At 67.7% G+C, this 21,766-nt stretch carries 19 protein-coding genes and 1 tRNA gene; 6 read left to right on the top strand and 14 right to left on the bottom strand.

All coding sequences use genetic code 11. The features are described 5' to 3' along the window. Positions 1–261 precede the first annotated feature (261 nt). On the bottom strand, positions 262–678 hold the full coding sequence (locus NQ151_RS05675) for a pyridoxamine 5'-phosphate oxidase family protein (RefSeq protein ID WP_257527287.1): 417 nt from the start codon (positions 676–678) through the stop codon (positions 262–264). A gap of 524 nt (positions 679–1,202) precedes the next feature. On the opposite strand from NQ151_RS05675, the gene NQ151_RS05670 reads away from it, so the two are divergent. Both NQ151_RS05670 and NQ151_RS05665 read left to right on the top strand, forming a co-directional pair. Next, a complete protein-coding gene (locus NQ151_RS05670) occupies positions 1,203–1,637 on the top strand; it encodes a hypothetical protein (protein WP_257527286.1) in 435 nt (144 codons plus the stop codon). Between the two features lie 164 nt (positions 1,638–1,801). Next, positions 1,802–2,278: a hypothetical protein gene (locus NQ151_RS05665; protein WP_257527285.1), complete on the top strand. Its 477-nt coding sequence runs from the start codon at positions 1,802–1,804 to the stop codon at positions 2,276–2,278. 23 nt (positions 2,279–2,301) lie between these two features. On the opposite strand, the gene NQ151_RS05660 is transcribed toward NQ151_RS05665, so the two are convergent. From NQ151_RS05660 to NQ151_RS05630, 7 genes are all read right to left on the bottom strand, one after another. Then, the gene (locus tag NQ151_RS05660; protein WP_257527284.1) at positions 2,302–2,865 is read right to left on the bottom strand and encodes a hypothetical protein; all 564 of its coding nucleotides are present in this window, start codon (positions 2,863–2,865) and stop codon (positions 2,302–2,304) included. 164 nt (positions 2,866–3,029) lie between these two features. Beyond that, the gene (locus tag NQ151_RS05655) at positions 3,030–5,603 is read right to left on the bottom strand and encodes an AAA family ATPase (protein ID WP_257527283.1); all 2,574 of its coding nucleotides are present in this window, start codon (positions 5,601–5,603) and stop codon (positions 3,030–3,032) included. A 301-nt stretch (positions 5,604–5,904) separates the two neighbouring features. Then, positions 5,905–6,576 (bottom strand): protein kinase family protein, encoded by a 672-nt coding sequence (locus NQ151_RS05650; RefSeq protein ID WP_257527282.1) that lies wholly within the window; start codon positions 6,574–6,576, stop codon positions 5,905–5,907. A 243-nt stretch (positions 6,577–6,819) separates the two neighbouring features. Then, positions 6,820–7,356 (bottom strand): hypothetical protein, encoded by a 537-nt coding sequence (locus NQ151_RS05645; protein WP_257527280.1) that lies wholly within the window; start codon positions 7,354–7,356, stop codon positions 6,820–6,822. A 527-nt stretch (positions 7,357–7,883) separates the two neighbouring features. Next, a tRNA-Lys gene (locus NQ151_RS05640) sits at positions 7,884–7,956 on the bottom strand. Between the two features lie 23 nt (positions 7,957–7,979). After that, on the bottom strand, positions 7,980–9,524 hold the full coding sequence (locus NQ151_RS05635) for a serine/threonine-protein kinase (RefSeq protein WP_285891684.1): 1,545 nt from the start codon (positions 9,522–9,524) through the stop codon (positions 7,980–7,982). Positions 9,525–9,711: 187 nt separating this feature from the next. Then, the gene (locus tag NQ151_RS05630) at positions 9,712–10,362 is read right to left on the bottom strand and encodes a fasciclin domain-containing protein (protein WP_257508740.1); all 651 of its coding nucleotides are present in this window, start codon (positions 10,360–10,362) and stop codon (positions 9,712–9,714) included. Between the two features lie 155 nt (positions 10,363–10,517). Here NQ151_RS05630 and sigK point away from each other — a divergent pair, with 155 nt between their 5' ends. The 4 genes from sigK to NQ151_RS05610 all read left to right on the top strand — a co-directional run bounded on the left by sigK (position 10,518) and on the right by NQ151_RS05610 (position 14,149). Next, a complete protein-coding gene (sigK, locus tag NQ151_RS05625; RefSeq protein WP_257508183.1) occupies positions 10,518–11,117 on the top strand; it encodes an ECF RNA polymerase sigma factor SigK in 600 nt (199 codons plus the stop codon). After that, entirely contained in the window at positions 11,114–12,262 is a 1,149-nt protein-coding gene (locus tag NQ151_RS05620) for an anti-sigma factor domain-containing protein (RefSeq protein WP_257527279.1), read from the top strand. Before sigK ends, NQ151_RS05620 begins: the two co-directional genes overlap by 4 nt. A 39-nt stretch (positions 12,263–12,301) precedes the next feature. Further along, positions 12,302–12,943 (top strand): DNA-directed RNA polymerase subunit beta, encoded by a 642-nt coding sequence (locus NQ151_RS05615; RefSeq protein ID WP_257508185.1) that lies wholly within the window; start codon positions 12,302–12,304, stop codon positions 12,941–12,943. A 321-nt stretch (positions 12,944–13,264) separates the two neighbouring features. Continuing rightward, positions 13,265–14,149: an aminodeoxychorismate lyase gene (locus NQ151_RS05610; protein ID WP_257527278.1), complete on the top strand. Its 885-nt coding sequence runs from the start codon at positions 13,265–13,267 to the stop codon at positions 14,147–14,149. A gap of 18 nt (positions 14,150–14,167) precedes the next feature. Here NQ151_RS05610 and pstB read toward each other — a convergent pair whose 3' ends face one another. The 6 genes from pstB to NQ151_RS05580 form a co-directional block, all read right to left on the bottom strand. Further along, on the bottom strand, positions 14,168–14,947 hold the full coding sequence (gene pstB, locus NQ151_RS05605) for a phosphate ABC transporter ATP-binding protein PstB (protein WP_257508187.1): 780 nt from the start codon (positions 14,945–14,947) through the stop codon (positions 14,168–14,170). Positions 14,948–14,985: 38 nt separating this feature from the next. After that, positions 14,986–16,095 carry a phosphate ABC transporter permease PstA gene (gene pstA, locus NQ151_RS05600; RefSeq protein ID WP_257508188.1) on the bottom strand — a complete coding sequence of 370 codons (1,110 nt, stop codon included), beginning with the start codon at positions 16,093–16,095 and terminating at the stop codon, positions 14,986–14,988. After that, the gene (gene pstC / locus NQ151_RS05595; RefSeq protein ID WP_257508189.1) at positions 16,095–17,051 is read right to left on the bottom strand and encodes a phosphate ABC transporter permease subunit PstC; all 957 of its coding nucleotides are present in this window, start codon (positions 17,049–17,051) and stop codon (positions 16,095–16,097) included. The genes pstA and pstC overlap by 1 nt, the downstream gene beginning before the upstream one ends. Before the next feature lie 73 nt (positions 17,052–17,124). Continuing rightward, the gene (gene pstS, locus NQ151_RS05590) at positions 17,125–18,231 is read right to left on the bottom strand and encodes a phosphate ABC transporter substrate-binding protein PstS (RefSeq protein WP_257527277.1); all 1,107 of its coding nucleotides are present in this window, start codon (positions 18,229–18,231) and stop codon (positions 17,125–17,127) included. 384 nt (positions 18,232–18,615) lie between these two features. Then, positions 18,616–19,563, bottom strand: coding sequence for an NUDIX hydrolase (locus NQ151_RS05585; RefSeq protein WP_257527276.1), 948 nt, complete (start codon positions 19,561–19,563; stop codon positions 18,616–18,618). Further along, positions 19,560–21,728 (bottom strand): RNA degradosome polyphosphate kinase, encoded by a 2,169-nt coding sequence (locus NQ151_RS05580; protein ID WP_257508192.1) that lies wholly within the window; start codon positions 21,726–21,728, stop codon positions 19,560–19,562. The genes NQ151_RS05585 and NQ151_RS05580 overlap by 4 nt, the downstream gene beginning before the upstream one ends. Positions 21,729–21,766 lie beyond the last annotated feature (38 nt).

Raw genomic sequence — 21,766 nt, 5'->3', positions numbered from 1 at the left:
CTGGTTCGCGTTCTCGACCGCCGTCTGGTCGATGACGTAGCGCTCAGTGCCTGCGCGGTCGGATCGCCGTCAGGCCATCGCGTTGGCTTGCAGACCAGCACGAGGAAAGTCGGGAAGGGCTGAAAAACTGAGCGAGCTCCGTCGGACACCTCATTGGGATTGCCAGCCCGCAACCCGGTCCGTGAGCGGGTGAGTGCGGACGGAGTCAGCGCGCTGTCTGTCCCAGCGTGTCGATGCCGCTAGCGATCGAAGGCGTGGGAGCTAGACCGCGTAGCGCGATACACGCTCAGGCGAGAATACGATCCGCACCAGCTCCGCGGCGCGCCAATCGTCCAGAACGGCAAGCTTCTCGGGCTCGCCTGCGTAGTACCGGAGCGCCAATCGTTCAGCCAGTTCGTACGCACCTTCAGTGGTCAACGTCACTGACCCTTCGAGCGACACCCACTGCTCGGCTTCTCCTAAGGGCGCGGCCACAACGATCGATGCGCGAGGAACCTCGCGCAGGCGGGCGACGCGCGTTGTAGAGGCAAACGAGAATATCTGAACCGCGTCCGAGTTCGTTAACTCAAACCACACCGGCCGCGGCGCTGGCCATCTGTGACGCGCTGGCTGCACGGTCACCATCGCTTGCAACGGCCGTGAGAGCAGTTCCCGATCAGCTGGCGTCAAACTGCTCACGCCACACCGATGAGCTCGTCGCGCCGAATCAGCGTGGCGCCGTTCGTTCGCTTCGTGGCTTGCAGCAAGTTCTCTGGCTGCTCCAAATTTGAGCATCTCATAGGCCAAGGGTAGCTTCGTGCGTGCCCGTGGGCCGTCGGAGAAAACTGGTCAGCGGTTCATCCCGCCACAGGGAACGAACTTCGCTGCGGACTCGGCGCCTGCATTCCCGTGACGCGGGGCCTTGACCAGCGCAGCCAGCTTTCGATCCTTATCCGGGCCGTTGCCGGTTGAGGGACCCTCGCGTGCGCTCGTCGAAGTCCTGCGGTCGGGGTGTCGGCCGGCGAACTCGTGCCAGCGACTTCATTTCACGCAAACGAACGTCCTTGCGGGAGCCGGGGCGTGAGCCTCGTGCAGACTCTCTTCATGGCGAGCGCTAAAGGTCCATCGTGGGGGCGCATTGAGATAGGCCCCGGAACGGAAGTCGATGCACACGGTGTGCCCCTTGGCGCCTTCGGCGAGCCAGTTCCTTCGGAGTTCTTGAGGTGTTGGGCCGAATCCTGGCCGTCAACGGAAAGATTGAGTACCTACACGATCGCTTGAGCCATCTGCCGTCCTCCGAGACGAACGGGACGAGAAAGGTCGAGCAGTTCCTCGCGCGGGTCAGTGCGGAGAAGTCGGATCGAAACGCCATTGTGCACTCCCATTGGACGTTTGGCGCGCACACGAGTGGGCCTGACGTAGTCACAGCAATTCGGTACAAGACCAGGAAGCAGACCTCCGGCGAGGTTGCGACGCTCTCGATGGTCGACCTACCCGGAAGCGAACGCGAACAGGACTTTGCTCTCTACACCCTGGATGATCTGCGGGGAGTGCTGCGGCGCAGCGTCACGACGATGCAGATCGGTGAACAGGCGTACACCCAGGCGATGCTCAAGTGGGCCGCGACACAGCCTGATGCGGAGCCATCCCCGCGCTAGGACTGCACCGTGTGGGGGCGTGGCAGCCGGATCTACTCTGCGATCCACTTGCGGGCAGTGCACGGACGCGGGACCGTCACGTGCGTTGCCCGGATCTCGACCCGTCCAGCTGGTTACCCCGCCGAGATGTTGCTACCAACCGAGCCCGGCGCCATTGTAGGTGGGTGAACCTGGCCGAGCTACACGACGCATCTCTGACCGATCTTCTCGCATTGCGTGCTGCGATCGATCAGGAGATCGCCGAGCGGGGCCATAGCAGGACGGCCTCATCGCTGCCAGGTGAGCTGATGGAGCGCGCGGTCGCTGACGCATACTCGGCTACGTTGGCACCAGTTGGCGTGAAGTCGTTCGACGTCATCACGGGCGACGGTCGACGGATTCAGGTAAAGACTCGTTCCCTGCCCAAGGGCGACATGCGCCACTGGGCGTTCAGCGACTTCGAGTTCGAGGTAGCCGTCGTGATCGCTTTCGACCGCGCCGAATCACGAGTGGACTGGGCGCGCGAGTTGTCTGCGGATCAGGTACGTGTACTGGCTCGTCCACACGCCTCCGATGGTTGGCGACTCCGTATGGCGCCCGCCCGCACTGCTGGCCGAGACGTTACCGACCTGGTAAGCCGTGCCCTCACTGAGCTCGCGTAGTTATGAGCCCATCGGGGCCGACATCACTCGCCCGAAGCGTGATCGCTCTCGCGCCCGGCCGATTCTCGCCGCGACCGCGCCTCACGCCTCGCTGTCCAGATGCGCTGCCAGTCGCGGCGTTCGCCCTCTACGAGTTCAAGCAGCGACGGTACATGGATCCCGGCCTCGCTCAGTCGTCGCGAACGTCGCCGCTTCACCCAGACTGCAACAAGCGCGTAGCCAATACACACAATCGCGATCGAGACAAAGGCAACTACCGCAGTCGACGACGGTGCAAGAACGGCCGCGATGAGGAGAAGCACTCCGTAGGTGAGCACTCCGAACGTCGACCACCATCCCGGGCCATCGTTCAGCATGAGGCGCGTGAACTCGGCGGTGGCGAACCGGGCGGTGTTGGTCAGACGGGCTTCCATGAAGCCGTCTGCGCCCTCGCGTTCACCTGACTCCCGGCGAGCCTTCAGTAGGGCAAGCGCCAGCTGCGCCTCCTCGGCACGGCGACGTGCTCGCGACGTACGCGTGGAGGCCCACGCCACGAGACCTGTCACGCCAACCCCCAGCGCAGCGATGACGGCATTGACCCAGTCCACAGGCTGACGATACCGGCCGGGGCGCTCGAAACCCGCCGCAGCTGGGCGCGTGCCGGATCCACAGACGGGCATGGTGCGCAAGCGGGTCCGCAGGATCCCGCCCCGGACTTCGCGATCGCTATGGACCATCTGCGGAAGCGCGGCAGGTGCAGGCCGGACGTCGCTTAGCTGATGTAATCTTTGCGGGCCTGTTGGATCTGCGCCCACTCGGTTTCAAACTCGTCGAGCTTGGGGCGCACCGACAGAGTCTCCAGTGGCTGCGAGTGTCCGTCCATGATGCGGCAGGCCTTCTCATACAGCGGATAGATGATCTGCTTGGCCTTATCCAGCCGTTGCCCGTCGATCGCGGGGAGCCGGGTGAGCATGATGTTGGGCTGGTAGCGCTGCACGACCTGTTGCAGGATTTCTTGCTCCACCACCACCTCGATCCATGACCGCAGCAGGCTGTAGCACTTTTCGACGAGCGCCTCCCTGGTCTCTCCTTCAGCGCCCCGCGCGGCCCTCTGCATCGAATCGACCTTGCTGGTCAGCTTCTTCACCGTGTCCCAGCGTGGATGGTTGCCGGCAGTGACGATTCCCTTGGTCTCACCGTCGTCCTCGATCGAGTAGTAGCTGCAGCTGGCCTGCTTTTTGTCGAACCTCGACAGCAGTTCCGTGGCGAACCAGATGTTGTGGGTGAACACGATGACCTGGCGCTGCTCGGCGAGCACAGCGATCCGTGCGGACACTTCTTCGATGCGCCGATAGTCAAGGCTGTTGACCGGATCATCAAATACGACCGGGGCGGAAGAGGACCTCAGCCCGGATTCGGCGAGGAAGTCCGCGAGGGCGATGGCCTTCTGCTCACCCTCCGAGAGAACCTCGGACGGCTTGTGCTGCTGCACAGTCTTGAGCCGCCGCGTCGTGCCCTGCCGTCCCGGGAAGTCGAGCTTCACCTCCGGTGCGCGCAGCGCGATGCGCTCCTTCTCGAACCGCGCCTCGAAGTTGCCATTCAGGAGCAGTTCGCCGGCTTCTTTTGTCACACGGGTCAGCGACGTCGAGGTGGTCGAGAGGCGTCCCGCGGCCTGCTTCGCTTTCGCCGTCCACTTCGCGTCCTCGACGTATGCGGTGATGTCGCTGAGGTCAGCCTGCAGTCGGATGCGAGACTGCAGCTCGGCCAGCCGCGACTTCTCCTCCGACAGTTTCTCCGCTCTCGTGTCCGAGCGTTCGGCGAGTTCGCTCAGGAGGCTGCGGCTCGCCTCTACCCGCCTGCCAGCCTCCACTGACAGTTCGTTGAGCCCGGAAGGCGCATCCCAGGCCACTGGACTGCGTACGTTGAGGTTGTCCTGCGCGGTCCGCAACCACTCGATCATCTTCAGCGCCGCGTCCGTGTGGGGGTCTTCGCGACCGCCATCAGAATCCGCACTGAGAGCCGCGAGGAGGCGCTCCGTATCGATCGATACCAGGGGGCCGATGAGGGTCCCGGCAGTGTTCTGGGCGTGACTGATCATCGCCTGGGCAGCGTTCGTCGCGAGGTCCTGGTAAGCCTTCAGCAACTCGATCTGGTCTGCACTGAGCGGCTGACGACAGTAGAGGCATGCGTCGCCCTCGTGGGGATAATCGACAAGCCCGAGATGGCGCCGGTACTCATCACCGGATCTCACGAACGTCTGCCACTGCGGGCTCTCCGCGCCTGGGATGCCGAACGTCGTCGAGGTGGTCACAGTCAGTTGATCCTGAGCGGCGATCGCCTCGGCCAGGTTCTCGAGAGTGGCGTTATAAGCGTCAGCGTTGAACTGCTGAACCGCGGCGACGGCCGCGGAGAGTTGAGTATTCGCTTCGTACCGGTTACGCGCCACCGCCTGCTGCGCGGCGATATTGTCAGACTGCAACGCCGTCACAGCCTGCTGGATCTCGGGAACGCTCGCGATCTCGCTCTCAGAAACGTCAGCCAACCCTTGCAGCACGGCGAGGTCCGTTGCCGCACTGAGAGTCTCGACGAGGGGGTACACCCGGGTGCCGCGTTCGTAGCGCTGCAGGAACGACGGGCTCTTCGGCGCCCGGTCGTCGATCTCCGCTCCGGCACGCTCGCTGACGGCACGGATCGCGTCAGAGACGTGCTTGAACAGGGCGATGTCGGCCGGTGTGTACGAGTAAGTCAGATCGGTGTCGACATGCATCAGCACCGCGGGAGCATCGAAGACATCCACTCGTGTCAGCGGGAACAGCCCCTCCTCGTTCTCCCACCGGTGTGTGACCTCCACGCCATCCAGGCTCCACGTGACCTGAGCGGAGGGCTGCCGACCGGCCGGGGAATGAACGTTGCCCAGGACGGTCTCGGCCGATCGTGTCTTCGCCGCGCGCTTCAGCACGCGGGTGTAGCCGGTCTTCCCGGCGCCATTCTCACCGAATACGACAGTCAGCTGGGGATTGAACTCGATCTGCTGGTCGCTGGCGAGCGCATTCACTCCCTCCACCGATTCGAGCCTGACGAGCTTCAACGCCGCGCCGTCCTCGGCCGCCCCGCCTGCTCCGGAGAGGAGCTCGACCTTGACGACGTCGACCTCGGACAGACCCTTCTCCGCGAGGTACTGGGCGTAGAGCGCATCGATGTCCGAGCCATCCAACTCCGAACCGGATTCGAGGACCTTAGCCGCCGCAAGCCTCACCCAACCGTCCTGCGCGTTCGCCCACGCGATGAGGAGATCACGCGCGGTCTCGGCGATTACAGGGGCGGCAATGGCGGTGTTAGTTTCCACGTGCTCTCGATGCAGTCGAAGGGTCTCGGTCGTCCGATTCTGGCAGAGGAGCGAACGCGGACTTGGTGAACCCGGATCACGCCCGAGCACCGCGTCGCGGTAGGTACGGTCAGCGCCAGTTCGATATCACGGTGCACGAAGCCGAGAGGCGCGATGCGACCCCGTGGATGATCATCGACACGGCGGGAGCGACGGGGCAATCGCCGCGCTCTTGCTGGTTGTCTGGCCACCGCTGCCCGCACCAACTCCAACTCCATTGCCGAACTGAGCTGCGACGTAACCCGGTCCCGTAGCGCGCGGGTTAGGTGCTGGCGTGAGTTGTCAGTTCGACTCGGACGAAGGGGAGTTCGTCGCGGGTTAGGACGACAGTAACTAGGGCAGAGCTGTCGAGTTCGGTTCCGACGGCGAAGACATGCGGATCTGTGTCGATCAGGACCGCGGGGCGGTCGATTCCATCGATCCGGAGGACGGCATCGTGTTGCACGGCGGCGGTGGTGATGTCGGGTGCCGGGGGGAGGCTGCCGACCCTGCCGTCGAGTCCACGCTCTGGCCGGAAGCTGGTGTTCAGCACCTCGGTGGTGTGAGCGACGAGCGCTTCGGCGATCGAGGGCCGTTCCGCTGGGTCGCGGTACCAGCTGGTCCTCACGGCCTCCCACAGCATGGGGTAACGCTGCCGCTCGGTCAGGTCGATGAGCCATTTCGGTAGCGGCCAAGGCGGGACCTCGTCCAGCACGCGCGTGACCTCTTCGTCGAGATCCGCCAGGTTGGCTGGGTCAGCCCGATCTGCAGGGTTACGGATCACGATGTACGACAACCCGACCTGCGCGTTACGCAAGCCGGCGCTGTCCGATCCATTGCCGATCGAGGATGGGTCGAACATCTCGATCGTCGGTTGAGGAGCCAACCCGAGCACCGGGATCGGCCACTGCGCGATGCGTTCCCACTGTGCGTCCATTGGGTCCGGCGAGTCCACACCGAGGACTCCCTCGAACTCATAACGAGCAGATTCCATGCGACCGAGTCTCCTCCACGTTTGCGCCCACACACCACGGCGATGATCGACGCGTGGATTCTCTACAGTCGCTCATCAGGCTCGGCGACGTTCGAGCGCTGGTTTATCCCCGCGGCGGTCGATGGTCTTCGGGGCTGCACCACACGGAGCGCAAGCCGGTCGGTGAGCGCGCTGATTCTCGTGTGAAGTGGTGGGATAACGGGGTCAGCTGTCCCAGCCGTCGGGGAGACGGGGATCCTCACGGATGAGCGCCGCGGCTGCCACCGGGTCACGATGCCAGAGTCGGATGCGATCGCCCAGCAGCTGCATCGCGTCGAAGGATTCCATGGAGCCAGCGGCGAGGGTGCTCTTTACGTCGATGGAATCAGCGAACCTCGTGACCCATCGCGCGATCCCATTGTCGGCTTCGGGCCCAGCGAGGAACGCAGCCTCGTTGAGCCGGAACGTGTACTCCTGGACGACCTCCTGCTTCGGCTTGCCCGCGAATCGCGCTCCGACGAGCCCCGCGGCGAGCTCATTGAGGACCGAAGCGTAGCCGGCCCGTGCAGACATGCCCGCGATGTCATTGGCACGCGTTAGCGCGGTGGCCGACTCCTGCCAAGCGGTGAGCGCAGCGATCTGGGCCTGCCGAGCCTCTACGCTGGCGCGATCGGCCTGGATCGCCTGCCACCACGCGACGGCTGCAGCTCCGGCGGTCGCGACGAAGATCCCGATGTTGATGTACAGCGCGGCGTAGTCCACGCCGGCACTCTATCGGCGAGCTCATTCGTGAGCTCCGCGTCTTCCTCCTTGACCGCGACGTCGGGCTCGACGACGCCGGCGGGGGCGCCGGCTGCGCGTGCGGCGTGATCCTCTAAGGTGTGTGCGGAGGCGGGTCCTCGATCGGGCGCGTTCGTGTCCGCGGTCGTCAACTGTGGTCGTCGCGGCAGTCGCGTCGCAGAGGACCCGCCCGCACGAATTCTCAAAGAGCGGACCCTATGTGATGTCGAGGATCCTGACAGCCTCTCTAAGGCCCGTGGAAGCCAGCCGGTCGAAGCCGAAGACGGCAACGCGCGCAGGCAGGTTGTATGGGTGCTTTGCGTTTCGGAAATACAGCGATCGAGCGCGAAGCACTCCCTGCCGAGGAGCGGGAGTATCTATGGGCAGCACCTATCCGGACGCGAAAGCGACCGGGAGACGGCATGCGATCAGGTGCTCAAGCTCGGAGGTAGGCGACCTGCGCGGAATCCGCACCAACGGCGAAAGGGTTGACGAGGCGAAGATTGGAGTGGGCCCCGTGGGGCTCGAACCCACGACCCGCGGATTAAAAGTCCGATGCTCTACCGACTGAGCTAGAGGCCCTCGACATCTAGCCTAGTCGGCCCTCAGCCGTTGCCGTTCCCAGGCCCCCCGTTGCCGTTGTTGTTGCCCGGTCCACGGTTGTTGTTGCCGGGGCCGCCACCGTTCCCGTTGTTGCCCGGCCCGCCGTCCTTCGCGGGGTCGGGTTTCTCCGCAGGTCCGGGTTTGTCCGCGGGTCCGGGTTTGTCCGCGGGTCCGGCGGGCGACTCCTTCTCCACTACCGGCGCGGGCGCCTCTTCCTCAACCACCGGCGCGGGCGCCTCGGTCTCGATCACCGGTGCCGGCTCCTCGTCAACCACCGGTGCCGGCTCCTCCTCCGTCGGGGTCACGACGGGCGCGGGGTCCTCCACTGCGGGCGCGGTGGGGGTGGGTGTCGGCCGCAATGTGGACAGTGCGGCGATCCCCGCTCCGGCCAGCGCGAGCAGCAGCAGCACGATGACGGCAGCCAAGATCAGGCGGCGGCGCCGATCCGCCGGCGGAGCCTCAACGCGGTCCTCAGCACCGCCAGGCCCGACCGGGGAAATCTGCGTCACCGCCGTCTCACCCGCCACCGACGGCGGGAGGATCAGCGACAACGGAGCCGTCGGCGGATCCGCCGACGCCGGCTTGCCCGAGGCATCCGCCGGCACCAGCGCCTGCGTCGTCTGGTCCGTCACAGTCGGAGCGGCCCCAGCAGTCGCAATCGCGGCACCGACGGCACCGGCCGGAGCCCCCCCGCGCGCCGACCCCGTGAGCTGCGCCGCGGCAGTCGCCACTTCCAGCGCCGTGGGGCGATCCTCGGGCCGCATCGCAGTCATCCGCCGCAGCAGCGACCACCACGGCTGCGGCAACGTCTCGGGCACCGGCGGCGGGTCCAGGAGCCGCGCCATCAGGGCGCCGATCCCCTCGGCATCCGCCCACGGCCGCGCGCCGGTGAGCGCCTCGATGAGCATGATGCCGAAGGCGTAGATGTCCGCGGGTGGCGCGGGTGACTCGCCGCGCGCCTGCTCCGGCGCGAGGTAGGCGGCGGTGCCTAGAACCAGCCCCGGCTCGGTCGCCCGGGTGGAATCCTGCAGGTACGCGATGCCGAAGTCCGCCAGCTTCGCCCGCCACCGCTCGCCGTCCAGGGGTGAGCGCCACAGCAGCACGTTCGACGGCTTGATGTCGCGGTGCACGACACCCGCGATGTGCGCGACGTGCATACCCTCGGCGATGTCGACGGCGATACCCGCGAGTTCTTCGGAATCCATCGCCCCCTGCGCCATGCGATCGCGCAGCGTGACTCCCGGCACGTACTCCATCACCAGATACGTCGGTTCGTCCTCGCTGGTCGCGATGCGCGCGTCGAACAGCGTCACCAGGCAGGGATGGCTGAGGGATGCCAGCGTCAGCGTCTCCGCCCGCGCCCGCTCGACCGAGCCCAGGCCGTCGACGTGCCCGCGCATCACCTTGATCGCGATCGTGCGCTGCAGGTGCTCGTCTTCGGCCCGGTATACGCGCGCCGCCCCGCCGGCGCCGATGTGCTCGATCAGGCGGTAGCGCTGATCGAGCAGCTCTCCGGTGGAGACGCCGTCCACCCCAGAATCGATCATTCTTCCCCCTGCCGTCGCGGCACCCAGAGCCGCCCACTCGCCTCTCACACGTTAGCCCCGCCGCCACGCCGCAATATCACACTTGACGCGGGCCCCTCAACGGTGCAACGGCCGCCGACGCCCCCAGAGCGCCGGCGGCCGCACCGCCCACCACGGGCCGCGGCCCCCCCGCCGCGACCCGGGTCGATCACTGTGCCGGAGGCATCAGCACCGTGTCGAGCAGGTAGACGGTGGCATTTTCGGTCTGCACGCCGCCGCAGATGACCATGGCGTCGTTGACCATCCACTCATCCCCAGAGCCGGTCACCTCGATGTCCGCGCCCTGCAGCGTCGTGTGAGTGCCGGCGATGTCCGCAGGATCCACCCGGCCATCGACCACGTGGTACGTCAGGATCGACGTTAACGTGTCGGTGTCGGTCTTCAGCGACTCGATCGTGGCCTCATCGATCTTCGCGAACGCGTCGTCCACCGGCGCGAACACCGTGTACTCGCCGCCGTTGAGCGTCTCCACCAGATTCACCTCGGGGTTCAGTTGGCCGCTGACGGCGGCGGTGAGCGTGGTGAGCACCGGACTGGTGGATGCCGCCGTGGCCACCGGTACCTGGGACATCTCCTCGATCGAGCCCGGTCCATCCGGGACGGCCTCGGCGTAGTCCTCGCAGCCGGCTCCGACGAGCATCGCCGTGGCATCCATCGCCTCCGGCGTCATGGATTCCTCCGTCATCGTGTCCGTCGCCTCGTCGGTGGTGTCGCCGCCCATCGTGCATGCCGACAGCGCGAACGCGCCCGCCAGCGTGAGAGTCAGAGCTGCGGTGATCTTCTTCTTGGTGCTGAGCATCATGTCCTCCGTTGTCGGTACCGCCTCACTGCGGCGATGACAGGTGTTCGGAGCGGTCGCCGGATCGGATGGGATGCGACGCCGCGGCATCCGCGATCGCCTACTCGTCCCCGCCCTGCAGGGCAAGCCCTCTGGCGGCAGGCAGGGTGGCGTGCATGCTGGGGGCGATGGTCATCGACGGGGTGGAGGAGCCCGAGGACGGCGTGACGCGCGATCGCGCCGCCGACCTCCTCGTTCGCGTGGCCGCCGGAGACAAGGCCGCGTTCGCGCGACTGTACGACCTGCTCGTGCCGCGCGTGTTCGGTCTGATCGTGCGCGTGCTGGTGGACCGCGCGCAGAGCGAAGAGGTGCTGCAGGAGGTGTTCCTGGAGGTGTGGCAATCCGCCGCGCGGTTCGCTCCGAACAAGGGACAGGGGAGAGCGTGGGTCCTCACGATCGCCCACCGCCGCGCGGTGGATCGGGTGCGGGCCTCGCAGTCGAGCAGCGACCGTGACGTGCGTGCGGGGCTGCGCGACATCGATGTCGCCCACGACGGTGTCGCCGAGCAGGTGGAACTGAAGCTGGAGGGGGAGAAGGTGGCCGGTGCGCTGTCGACCCTTCCCGATCCGCAGCGCGAGGCGATCGTCCTGGCGTACTACGGCGGCTACAGTCAGAGCGAAATCTCGACCCTGGTGGGGGCACCCCTGGGGACGATCAAGACCCGGATGCGTGACGGCCTGTCGCGCCTGCGCACGGCGATGGGGGTGACCGCATGAACGAGCAGGAGTTCGCCGAGCTCGCCGCCGGTCACGCCCTCCACGCCCTGTCGCCCGACGATGAGGCGCGGTACCTCGAGGCGCTGGCGGAGCGGCCGGAGTGGGAGAGCGTGGCGCTGGCGGATGCCGCCGCCGTGGCGTCCCTCGCCGACGGCGTCGCCGATGCCGTCCCGCCGCTGACGATGCGCTCGAACCTGCTGGCACGCATCGCGCATTTGCCGCAGGAGGCGGTGGTGGTGGCGGATGCTCCGGCGGATGCGCCCGTGGTCGACGCGGAGGTTTCGGATGCGGATGCCACGCGCGTTGTTCCGGTGGTCGACGCCGAGGCGGAGGATGCGGACGCGACGCGCGTTGTTCCGGCGGTCGCGGCTGAGCCCCCGGGCGCGGATGTCACTGTCGTGGTGCCGGCGGTCGACGCCGAACATGCTGCCCCGGAACCCCACATCGCCGAGGCCTCGCCGGAGACCACCGACACGGACACCGACACCGCCGACGCCTCGCCGGAGACCACCGACACGGATCCCCTCGACAGGCTCCTGCGGGAAGGGACGACCGGCCGGCCCACCGACGCCATGCCCCTCAGCGCCGATGCGCTGACGGTGGTGTTCGCGCCGGGTGCCGTGCCGCCACCGGGCACCGGCCGAGACGAGCCGGTGCCCACCACCACGACGACGCAGGCTATCGTGCGCCGCAGCTGGACCCGCGCGCTGCTCGCGCTCGCCGCGTGCATGGCGCTGCTCGTGGGGATCGGGCTCGGCGCGGGGGCGCTGTACAACTGGCTCAACCGTCCCGCCGCGCTGGTCGCGCTGGAGCAGATCGAATCCGCGCCCGACGCGCAGTCGGTCACCGTCACCGAGGAGGGGCTGTCGGCCACCGCCTACTGGTCGGAGCAGGTCGGCGAGGCCGTTGTCGTCTCGGAGGGGCTTCCTGCGATCACCGAGGACGAGACGTTCGAGCTGTGGCTCATCCGGGACGACGAACCGATCTCCGCGGGCACCTTCGCGGCCGAAGGCGCGACTGCCACCGCAGCCGTGGACGGCGAGATTCAACCGGGAGACGTGATCGCCATCACGGTGGAGCCTGCCGGGGGAGCGCCCGGTGGCATCCCGACGGGCGACCCGATCGTCGCGGTCCCCACGGCCTGACGCCGGCCGGTCCTCCGGGGGCGCGGGTAGCCTGGATTGATGACCGACGACGCCGGCAACCACTTTCACAAGCCCGTCCGGCGACCCTCGGAGACGTTCGACCGCCTGTTCGCGGCGGAGGATCCGGCCGAGGTGTCGCGAGTCGCTCACGCCACCGCGCACGCGCTGCTGACCCGGGTGCGGGAGCAGCAGGACGCCGACGTCGTGGAGCGTCTCGTCGGATTCACCGATAGCCACGGCATCCACGACATTGCGGAGCTGTGGTCGCGCGCGCCCGCCCGTTCGCTGCCCGGTGCGCTGTGGCGGCTGTACCTACTGCAGCTGATGATCCACGACGACCCGCAGACGGCGGCGCTGCTGTACGACCGGGGCCGGCTTGCGATCGTCACAGTCGACCCGGTCGTCGCCGGGGCGCCCACGCCCGCCGGGCCGGAGGAGCTGGTGGCGCTGGTGGACACGATCCTGCGGGGGCTGTTCACCGGGGACTTCGCGGTGGCGCTGGAGCGGGCGGCGGCGTTCTGCCGGGTGCAGGCCACCGGGGCAACGCATCTGGCCGACGACTATGACGCGACCGAATCCGACCGCGCCACGGCCCTGACCACGCGCGCGCTGCGGCTGTCGACCTACGCCGGCGACCTCGCCTCGTGCGCCGCGCTCTGGCGCCGCGACTCGCTGACCTGACCCCGGGACGCTGAGACCACAGCTGGTCGCCGAGACCGTGGGAACCTCCCATCGTTTCGGCGACCAGCTGTGGTCTCACGGGCCGAGGGAGGCCGGGAAAGAAGGTGCCGGGCCGCAGAACGCCTCTCGGCGCGAGGCCGCTCAAAGCGGCAGAAGATGGAGCCCGGGGTTACTGCGGCCCGGCTGGTCAAGTGTAACCGAGGCCCGTGGCGGGGCATTCCCCTTGACAATTCAGCCTGTGCGGACAAAACAGCTCCGGATGCCGCGGTTCGGGTCTCCTCAGGCTGAATTCTGACGGCGCAACGTCGCTAGGCTCACGTCATGGCCTGGCGATTCGCGCTCACGATCGACCCCGCAAACCCCTCCGACGCCCGCGACTCGTTCGCCGACACGTTCACGGTGATCGACCCGTCCGCACCCGCGCTGAGCGTCGGCGAGCTCAGCACGCAGCGCGGCGACGGCATCTTCGAGTCCATCGGCGTCATCGACGGCCACCCGCAGGAGACCACCGCCCACCTGGAACGCCTCGCCCACTCCGCGCGACTGTGCGACCTGCCAGAACCCCACCTGACGCAGTGGCGCCAGGCCATCGACACCGCCGCCGCAGCCTGCGGCCCGGGGGAGTCGGTGATCAAGCTCATCCTCAGCCGCGGCGTCGAGCACGGCCCCGCGCCCACCGCGTGGGTCACCGCCGCGACCGCCCCCGGCCGCAGCGCCGTCCGGGAGCACGGCGTGCGGGTCGTGACCCTCGACCGCGGCTACGCGATGGACGTCCCCGCGCGCGCCCCGTGGCTGCTGCTGGGCGCGAAGACCCTGTCCTACGCGGTCAACATGGCCGCACTCCGCGAGGCGCACCGCCGCGGCGCGGACGACGCGATCTTCGTCAGCTCCGACGGGTTCGTGCTGGAAGCGCCCACCGCCTCGCTCATCCTGCGCCGCGGCGACACGTTCGTCACCCCCGCGCCCAACGGCGGCATCCTGCACGGCACCACCCAGCTGAGCGTGTTCGCCCACCTCGAGGCGCAGGGGTTCGCCACCGCGTACGAGACCATCCCGCTGACGGACCTGACGACGGCGGATGCCGCGTGGCTGGTGTCCAGCGTGCGGCTGGCCGCGCCCATCACCGCGATCGACGGGGCCGCGCTCCCGGTGGATGCCGAGCTGACGGCATCCATCAACCGGTACCTGCTGAGCCCCCGCGATTGAGCCCGCGAGGCCCGCACCTCACCCGAAGCGGCCGGAGACGTAGTCCTCGGTGGCCTTCTGCGACGGGGTCGTGAAGATCGTGTTGGTGTCGGCATACTCGATGAGCTTGCCGGGCTTGCCGGTGCCGGCGATGTTGAAGAACGCGGTGCGGTCGGACACCCGCGAGGCCTGCTGCATGTTGTGCGTCACGATCACGATCGTGTAGTCCGCCTTCAGCTCCTCGATGAGTTCCTCGATCGCGTAGGTCGAGATGGGGTCCAGCGCCGAGCAGGGCTCGTCCATCAGCAGCACCTGCGGCGACACTGCGATCGCCCGCGCGATGCACAGTCGCTGCTGCTGCCCGCCGGACAGCCCCGACCCGGGTCGGTCGAGGCGGTCCTTGACCTCGTTCCACAGGTTCGCGCCCTTGAGGGACTTCTCCACCAGCTCATCCGCGTCGGATTTCGAGATGCGCCGGTTGTTGAGCTTGACGCCGGCCAGCACGTTCTCGCGGATCGACATCGTGGGGAAGGGGTTGGGGCGCTGGAAGACCATGCCCACCTGCCGGCGCACCAACACCGGATCGACGGTGGGGCCGTACAGGTTGTCGCCGTCCAGCAGCACCTCGCCCTCGACACGCGCGCCGGGGATGACCTCGTGCATGCGGTTGAGGGTGCGCAGGAACGTGGACTTGCCGCATCCGGACGGACCGATGAACGCGGTCACGCTGCGGGGCTCGATCTCGAGCGAGACGCCTTCCACGGCCAGGAAGTCGCCGTAGTAGACGTTGAGGTCGTTGACTTCGATGCTCTTTGACACCTGGGGTATTCCTTCGGGTTGGAGATTCGGATGCCGCGTCAGCGGCCCATCTTGGGAGCGAAGATGCGCGCGACCAGTCGCGCGACGAGGTTCAGCACCATGACGATGACGATCAGCACGAGGGCGCCGGCCCACGCGCGGTCGAGGTACGCCCAGCTGGGGATTCCCTGGTTCATGTACTGGGTGTAGACGAACACCGGCAGTGACGCCATGCGCCCCTCGAACAGGTTGTAGTTCATGGAGGTGGCCATGCCGGCGGTGATCAGCAGCGGCGCGGTCTCGCCGATCACGCGGGAGATCGACAGCATGATGCCGGTCGTGATGCCGGCGATGGAGGTGGGGAGCACCACCTTCACGATCGTCAGCCACTTCGGCACGCCCAGCGCGTACGCCGCCTCGCGCAGCTCGTTGGGGACGAGCCGCAGCATCTCCTCGGTCGAGCGGACGACGACCGGGATCATCAGGACCGACAGTGCGACGGCGCCCATGATCCCGAGGCGCACGCCCGGGCCGAAGAACAGTGCGAACAGGGCGAACGCGAACAGGCCGGCGACGATCGAGGGGATGCCGGTCATCACGTCCACAAGGAACGTGATGCCGCGGGCGAGGCGCCGGTCGGCGCCGTACTCGATGAGGTAGATCGCGGTGAACAGGCCGATCGGGATCGAGATGATCGCGGCGGCCAGCGTCATCAGCAGGGTGCCGACGATCGCGTGCAGCGCCCCGCCGCCCTCGCCGACGACGTTGCGCATCGAGTGGGTGAAGAACTCCGCAGACAGGCCGGCGATGCCGTTGGTGAGCACGGTGATCGCCACCGACACCAGCGGCACCATTGCGATGAGGAACGCGACGGTCACCACCCCGGTTACCAGGCGATCCACGCCCTTGCGGCGGCCCTCGATGACCGAGGAGATCGTCGTGATCAGCGCGAGGTAGACCAGCGCGGACACGATGGCCCAGCCGGCGATGTTGAACGCGGTGCCGGCGGCCAGCGTGATGACGCCGAACAGCAGTGCGACGGTGGCGGCGGAGACCGCCAGCAGCACCCAGGGCGCCCAGCGGGGGAGACGTCCGCTGGTCAGGCGCATCGAGTCGGCGTCGGTTTTCGGTGGTGCGGGCGCCGGGGCGGGAGCGGTGGTGACAGTCATCAGTTGGCTCCCGAGAATTCCTTGCGGCGGCTGACGATCCAGCGCGCGAGCGCGTTGACCGCGAAGGTGACGATGAACAGGATCAGCCCCGTCGCGATCAGCACGTTGACGTTGGTTCCGTATGCCTCGGGGAAGGTGAGGGCGATGTTGGCGGGGATCGTGCTGGGGTTGTCGGGGGTGAACAGCCGGAAGGTCACGATGCCGGTGGCCGAGAGCACCATGGCCACGGCCATCGTTTCGCCCAGCGCACGGCCGAGACCCAGCATGGATGCCGAGACGATGCCGGAGCGGCCGAACGGGAAGACGGCCATCTTGATCATCTCCCACCGCGTTGCCCCGAGGGCGAGGGCCGCCTCTTCGTGCAGGCGCGGGGTCTGCAGGAAGATCTCGCGGCAGATCGCGGTGATGATGGGCACGATCATCACGGCCAGCACGACGGACGCGGTGAAGATGGTGCGGCCCGTCGAGGAGGCGGGGCCGGCGAACAGCGGGAACCAGCCCAGGTTGGTGACGAACCAGCTGTAGACCGGCTGCACCGCCGGGGCGAGCACCATGATGCCCCACAGGCCGAAGACGACCGAGGGGACGGCGGCGAGCAGGTCCACGGCGTAGCCGAGCGCCTGCGCGAGGCGGCGGGGCGCGAAGTGGGAGATGAACAGCGCGACGGCCACCGACAGCGGCACCGCGATGAGCAGGGCGATGAATGACGCCCACACGGTGCCGAACGCGAGCGGTCCGACGTACTCCCAGAAGTTGCTGCTCAGCAGTGACGCATCCTCGTTCGTGGCGGCGATGCCCGGCAGGGACTGCACGACGAGGAAGATCGCGACCGCGGCGAGTGTGGCGAGGATCATCGACCCCGCGAACAGTGCAGTGCCCGAGAACACGCGGTCGCCCACGCGCTGCGGGGGTTTGGCCGGTGCGGTCGCGGTGACCGGGGCGGGGGTGGTGGTCATGGCTTCCTGTCTCGGTTCAAGCTTTCGGGGCGCTGCCCGGTCCGGTGCGCGCACCGGACCGGGCAGCGGGAGGTCACTCCGTGACGATGAGGTCCACGGCGGCGTTGACCTTCTCGCGCAGCGAGTCGGAGATCGGTGCGCTGCCGGCGGCGGCCGCCGCGGCATCCTGGCCTTCGGCGCTGGCGACGAACTGCAGGTAGCCCTTGACGATCGGGGCGACCGCGGTGTCGACGTAGTCCTGGCAGGCGATCATGTAGCTGATGAGCACGATCGGGTAGACGCCGGCGGCCTGGGTGGTGCGGTCCAGCGCGATGGCGAGGTCGCCGGGTTCGCGGCCGTCCTCGAACGGGGAGGCGTCGGCGACGGCGGCTGCGGCCTCCGGCGAGTACTCGACGAACTCGTCGCCGACCTGGATCGCGACCGTGGACAGGCCCTCTTCGCTGGCGCGCGACGCGTCGGCGTAGCCGATGGTGCCGTTGCCGCCGCTGACGGCGGACACGACGCCCGAGGTGCCCTGGGCGGCCTCGTTGACGCCGCCGGTGCTGGGCCAGACGCCGTCCGGCTCCCAGGTCCACGTGTCGGGGGCGGCCTGGAACAGGTAGTCGGTGAAGTTCTCGGTGGTGCCGGAGTCGTCGGCGCGGTGCACGACGGTCACGGCCTGGTCCGGCAGCGTCGCGTCGGGGTTGAGCGCGGCGACGGCGGGGTCGTTCCAGTTCGTGATCTTGCCGGAGAACAGGCCCGCGAGGGTGGCGGCATCCAGGTCGAGGCTGTCGACGCCTTCGACGTGGAAGATGACGGCGATGGGGGAGATGTAGGTGGGCAGCTGGACGATGCTGGTGCCGTCGACGCAACCGTCGAACGTGTCGGCGAGTTCCTCGGTCGTGAACGGGCGGTCGGAGCCGGCGAACGCGACCGCGCCGGCCTGGAACGACTCGCGGCCGGCGCCGGAGCCCGCGGCGTCGTAGGTGACCTCGACGTCGGGGTTGGCCTGCTGGAAGCCTGCGGTCCAGGCCTGCACGGCGACTTCCTGCGACGAGGCGCCGGAGCCGGCGATCGTGCCGGAGAGGGCCGAGGAGCTTTCCGTGGATTCGGGCGCGCGTTCGTTGGCCGCGCAAGCGGTGAGGGTCAGAGCGGCGACGGCGACGAGAGCGCCGGCCTGGGCGAAACGGGAGAGCTTCACTGTGTGATCCTTCGGATGTCGGAGTGGCGGGCCCGGTGCAGGGCACGCCCCGACGCTAGAGAGCGACTCTTACGAGAGTGCGCTGTCTGGGTGAACGAAAGGTGAACGCCCCCGCCGCCGCTGCCGAGTGAGTATTGCTGCTGCCGAGTGAGTATTGCTGCCGCCGAGTGAGTATTGCTGCTGCCGAGTGAGTATTGCCGCTGCCGAGTGAGTATTGCCGCTGCCGAGTATTGCTCGCGCGAGTGAGTACTCGGAGGCGCGCGAGTACGCACTCGCGCGAGTACTCACTCGAGACGACGAATACTCACTCGAGACGACGAATACTCACTCGAGACGACGAATACTCACTCGAGACGACGAATACTCACTCGGCAGCGCGAGTACTCACTCGGGGGACGGCTTCGGGTCGTGGGTCTCGATCGCGACGATTCCGGAGCCCGGGTTCGTCGCGGACAGGTGCACGACCGAGAACGACGCGACCTCCAGCGCCGACGCGCTTCCCAGGTACGAACCCCGCATGGTGCCGGTCGCGAGCGCGATCTCGGTCAGGATGTCGGGAAGCACCGGGCCGTGGCTGCACAGCAGGGTGGGCTTGCGGGCCCGCACCCGCGCCCCCACGACGGCACGTGGGTCGGAGCGGCCCTCCTCCCACGCGTCCTGGCTGATCGCTTCGCTGCGTTCGATCCGACGCTCCAGGGATGCCGCGAGCGGCGCGACCGTGGCCACACACCGTTCCGCGGGGCTGGTGACGACCCGCATCACCCCGAACGCGCTCAACGGCCCGACCAGCGCCGCGGCCTGCCGGGTGCCCTTCTTCGACAGCGGCCGCTTCGCGTCGGCCTTGGTCCACTTCTCCCGGGCCACCGCCTTGGCATGGCGCAGCACGATCAGCGGGAACGTCTCCAGCACCCCGTCGTCGACCAGACGCTCGAACCCGTCGAGGATCTCGATGTCCACCGGGTAGCTCAACAGCCCGCGCGCCTTCTTCAGGGTCGCCCACTCCAGCGCGGCGATCTCCTTGTTGGGCACGAAGACGGAGGCCCGGATCGCCGGCTCCGTCGCCTGCGCCGACCAGTAGTGCACGATCTTCTGCTTCTTGCTGGGCAGGCTGTACCGCGACACCCCCAACGCGACCCCGAGGGAGACACGGATGCCGGTCTCCTCGTGGATCTCGCGCACCGCGGTCTCGGCGAGTGTCTCGCCCGGGTCGACCTTGCCCTTGGGGAGGGTGACGTCGCGGTAGCGGGTGCGGTGGATCAGCAGCACCAGCAGCTTGCCGTCGACGACACGCCAGACGACACCGCCGGCGGCGTAGATCGCCGTATCGGTCATCGCACCGCCCGCACGCGTCGACGCCGCTGCACGGACGCCATGGTCTTGTCCTGCAGGTCGGCCAGCGGCTTGCCGGTGCTGCTCAGGTGGTGACGGGCCCATGCGCCGTCCGGCTCCAGATGCCACGAGCTGGTGCGGTCGCTCATGGCCAGATCGAACAGGTCGACCAGTTCCTTCACATGGGCGGACTCGGTCACCCGCACCAGCGCCTCGACGCGGCGGTCGAGGTTGCGGTGCATCATGTCGGCGCTGCCGATGAAGACCTGCGGGTCGCCGTCGTTGTGGAACGCGAAGATGCGCGAGTGCTCGAGGTAGCGGCCCAGGATGCTGCGCACCGTGATGTTGTCGCTCACCCCGTCCAGCCCGACCTTGATCGAACAGATGCCGCGCACCCACACGTCGACCTTCACGCCGGCCTGGCTCGCGCGGTAGAGGGCGTCGATGATCTGCTCGTCGACCATGGAGTTGACCTTGATGCGCACCGACGCGGGTTTGCCGTTCTGCGCATTGCGCCGCTCTGCGTCGATGAGGCGCAGCAGCCCCTTGCGCAGGTGCAGCGGGGCCACGAGCAGGCGCTTGAACTTCTTCTCGATCGCGTAGCCGCTGAGTTCGTTGAACAGTCGCGTGAGGTCCCGGCCCACCAGCTCGTCGGTGGTGAACAGCCCGAAGTCCTCGTAGAGCCGGCTGGTCTTGGGGTTGTAGTTGCCGGTGCCGATGTGGCTGTAGCTGCGCAGCGCCCCGTCTTCGTCGCGGATGACGTGCAGCAGCTTGCAGTGCGTCTTCAGACCCACCAGGCCATACACGACGTGCACGCCGGCCTTCTCGAGCTTGCGGGCCCAGACGATGTTGGCGGCCTCGTCGAATCGGGCCTTGACCTCCACCAGCGCCAGCACCTGCTTGCCCGCCTCGGCGGCGTCGATGAGCGCCTTCACGATGGGGCTGTCACCGGAAGTGCGGTACAGCGTCTGCTTGATCGCGAGCACGTGCGGGTCCTTGGCCGCCTGCTCGAGGAACGCCTGCACGCTCGTGGTGAACGACTCGTACGGGTGGTGTACCAGCACGTCGCCCTGGCGGATCGCGGCGAACATGTCGGCGCGGCCGTTCTGCTCGTTCGGCTGGAACGCCACCGCCGTGGTGGGCACATGCGGCGGGTAGTGCAGGTCGGGCCGGTCGATGCGGGACAGGTCGAACAGTCCGCGCAGATCCAGCGGCCCGGGCAGGCGATAGACCTCCTGCTGGGTGATGTCCAGCTCGCTGATCAGCAGATCCAGCGTGAGGTCGTCCATGTCGTCGCCGACTTCCAGGCGGATGGGCGGCCCGAAGCGGCGCCGCAGCAGCTCGGCCTCCAGCGCCTGGATGAGGTTCTCGGTCTCGTCCTCTTCGATCACGACGTCTTCGTTGCGGGTGAGCCGGAACGCGTGGTGGTCGAGGATCTCCATTCCGGGGAACAGGTCCTTGAGGTTGTGCGCGATCAGGTCCTCCAGCGGCAGGTAGCGCACCGTCTGACCGTCGGCGCGGACCTGCACGAACCGGGGGAGCATCGGCGGCACCTTCAGCCGGGCGAACTCCTGCCGCCCGGTGCGGGCATTGCGGATGCGAATCGCGAGGTTCAGCGACAGCCCCGAGATGTACGGGAAGGGGTGCGCCGGATCCACGGCCAGCGGCATCAGCACCGGGAACACCTGACCCTGGAAGTAGTCGTACAGCAGGGTGCGCTCGCCGTCGCTCAGGTCATGCCACGAGACGATGTCGATGCCGGCATCCGCCAGCGCGGGACGCACGAGGGTCGTCCAGGCGTCGGCGTGGCGCACCTGCAGCGCGTGCGCTTCGGCGGAGATGTCGGTGAGCACGTCCAGCGGCGCGCGCCCGACGTTGGTCGGAATGGCCAGGCCGGTCACGATGCGGCGCTTGAGGCCGGCGACGCGCACCATGAAGAACTCGTCGAGGTTGCTGGCGAAGATCGCGAGGAAGTTCGCCCGCTCCAGCACCGGAATGGCCGGATCCTCCGCCAGTTCCAGCACTCGGCGGTTGAACGCGAGCCAGCTGATCTCCCGGTCCTGGTAGCGATTTTCCGGCAGTTGCAGGTCATACGTCTCGACGGCCTGGTCGAAGTCGTCGTCGTCTGCGTCCCCGAGGCCGCTATCGAGTGCTTCGGTGTGGATCATCAGCCCATCATGTCAGGGCGTTGCGGCAGGAGGGGGAA

Origin of the sequence: Microbacterium sp. zg-YB36, from assembly GCF_024623575.2 — a bacterium.
Taxonomy (GTDB): domain Bacteria; phylum Actinomycetota; class Actinomycetes; order Actinomycetales; family Microbacteriaceae; genus Microbacterium.
This window is presented reverse-complemented; position numbering and strand designations above follow the sequence as displayed.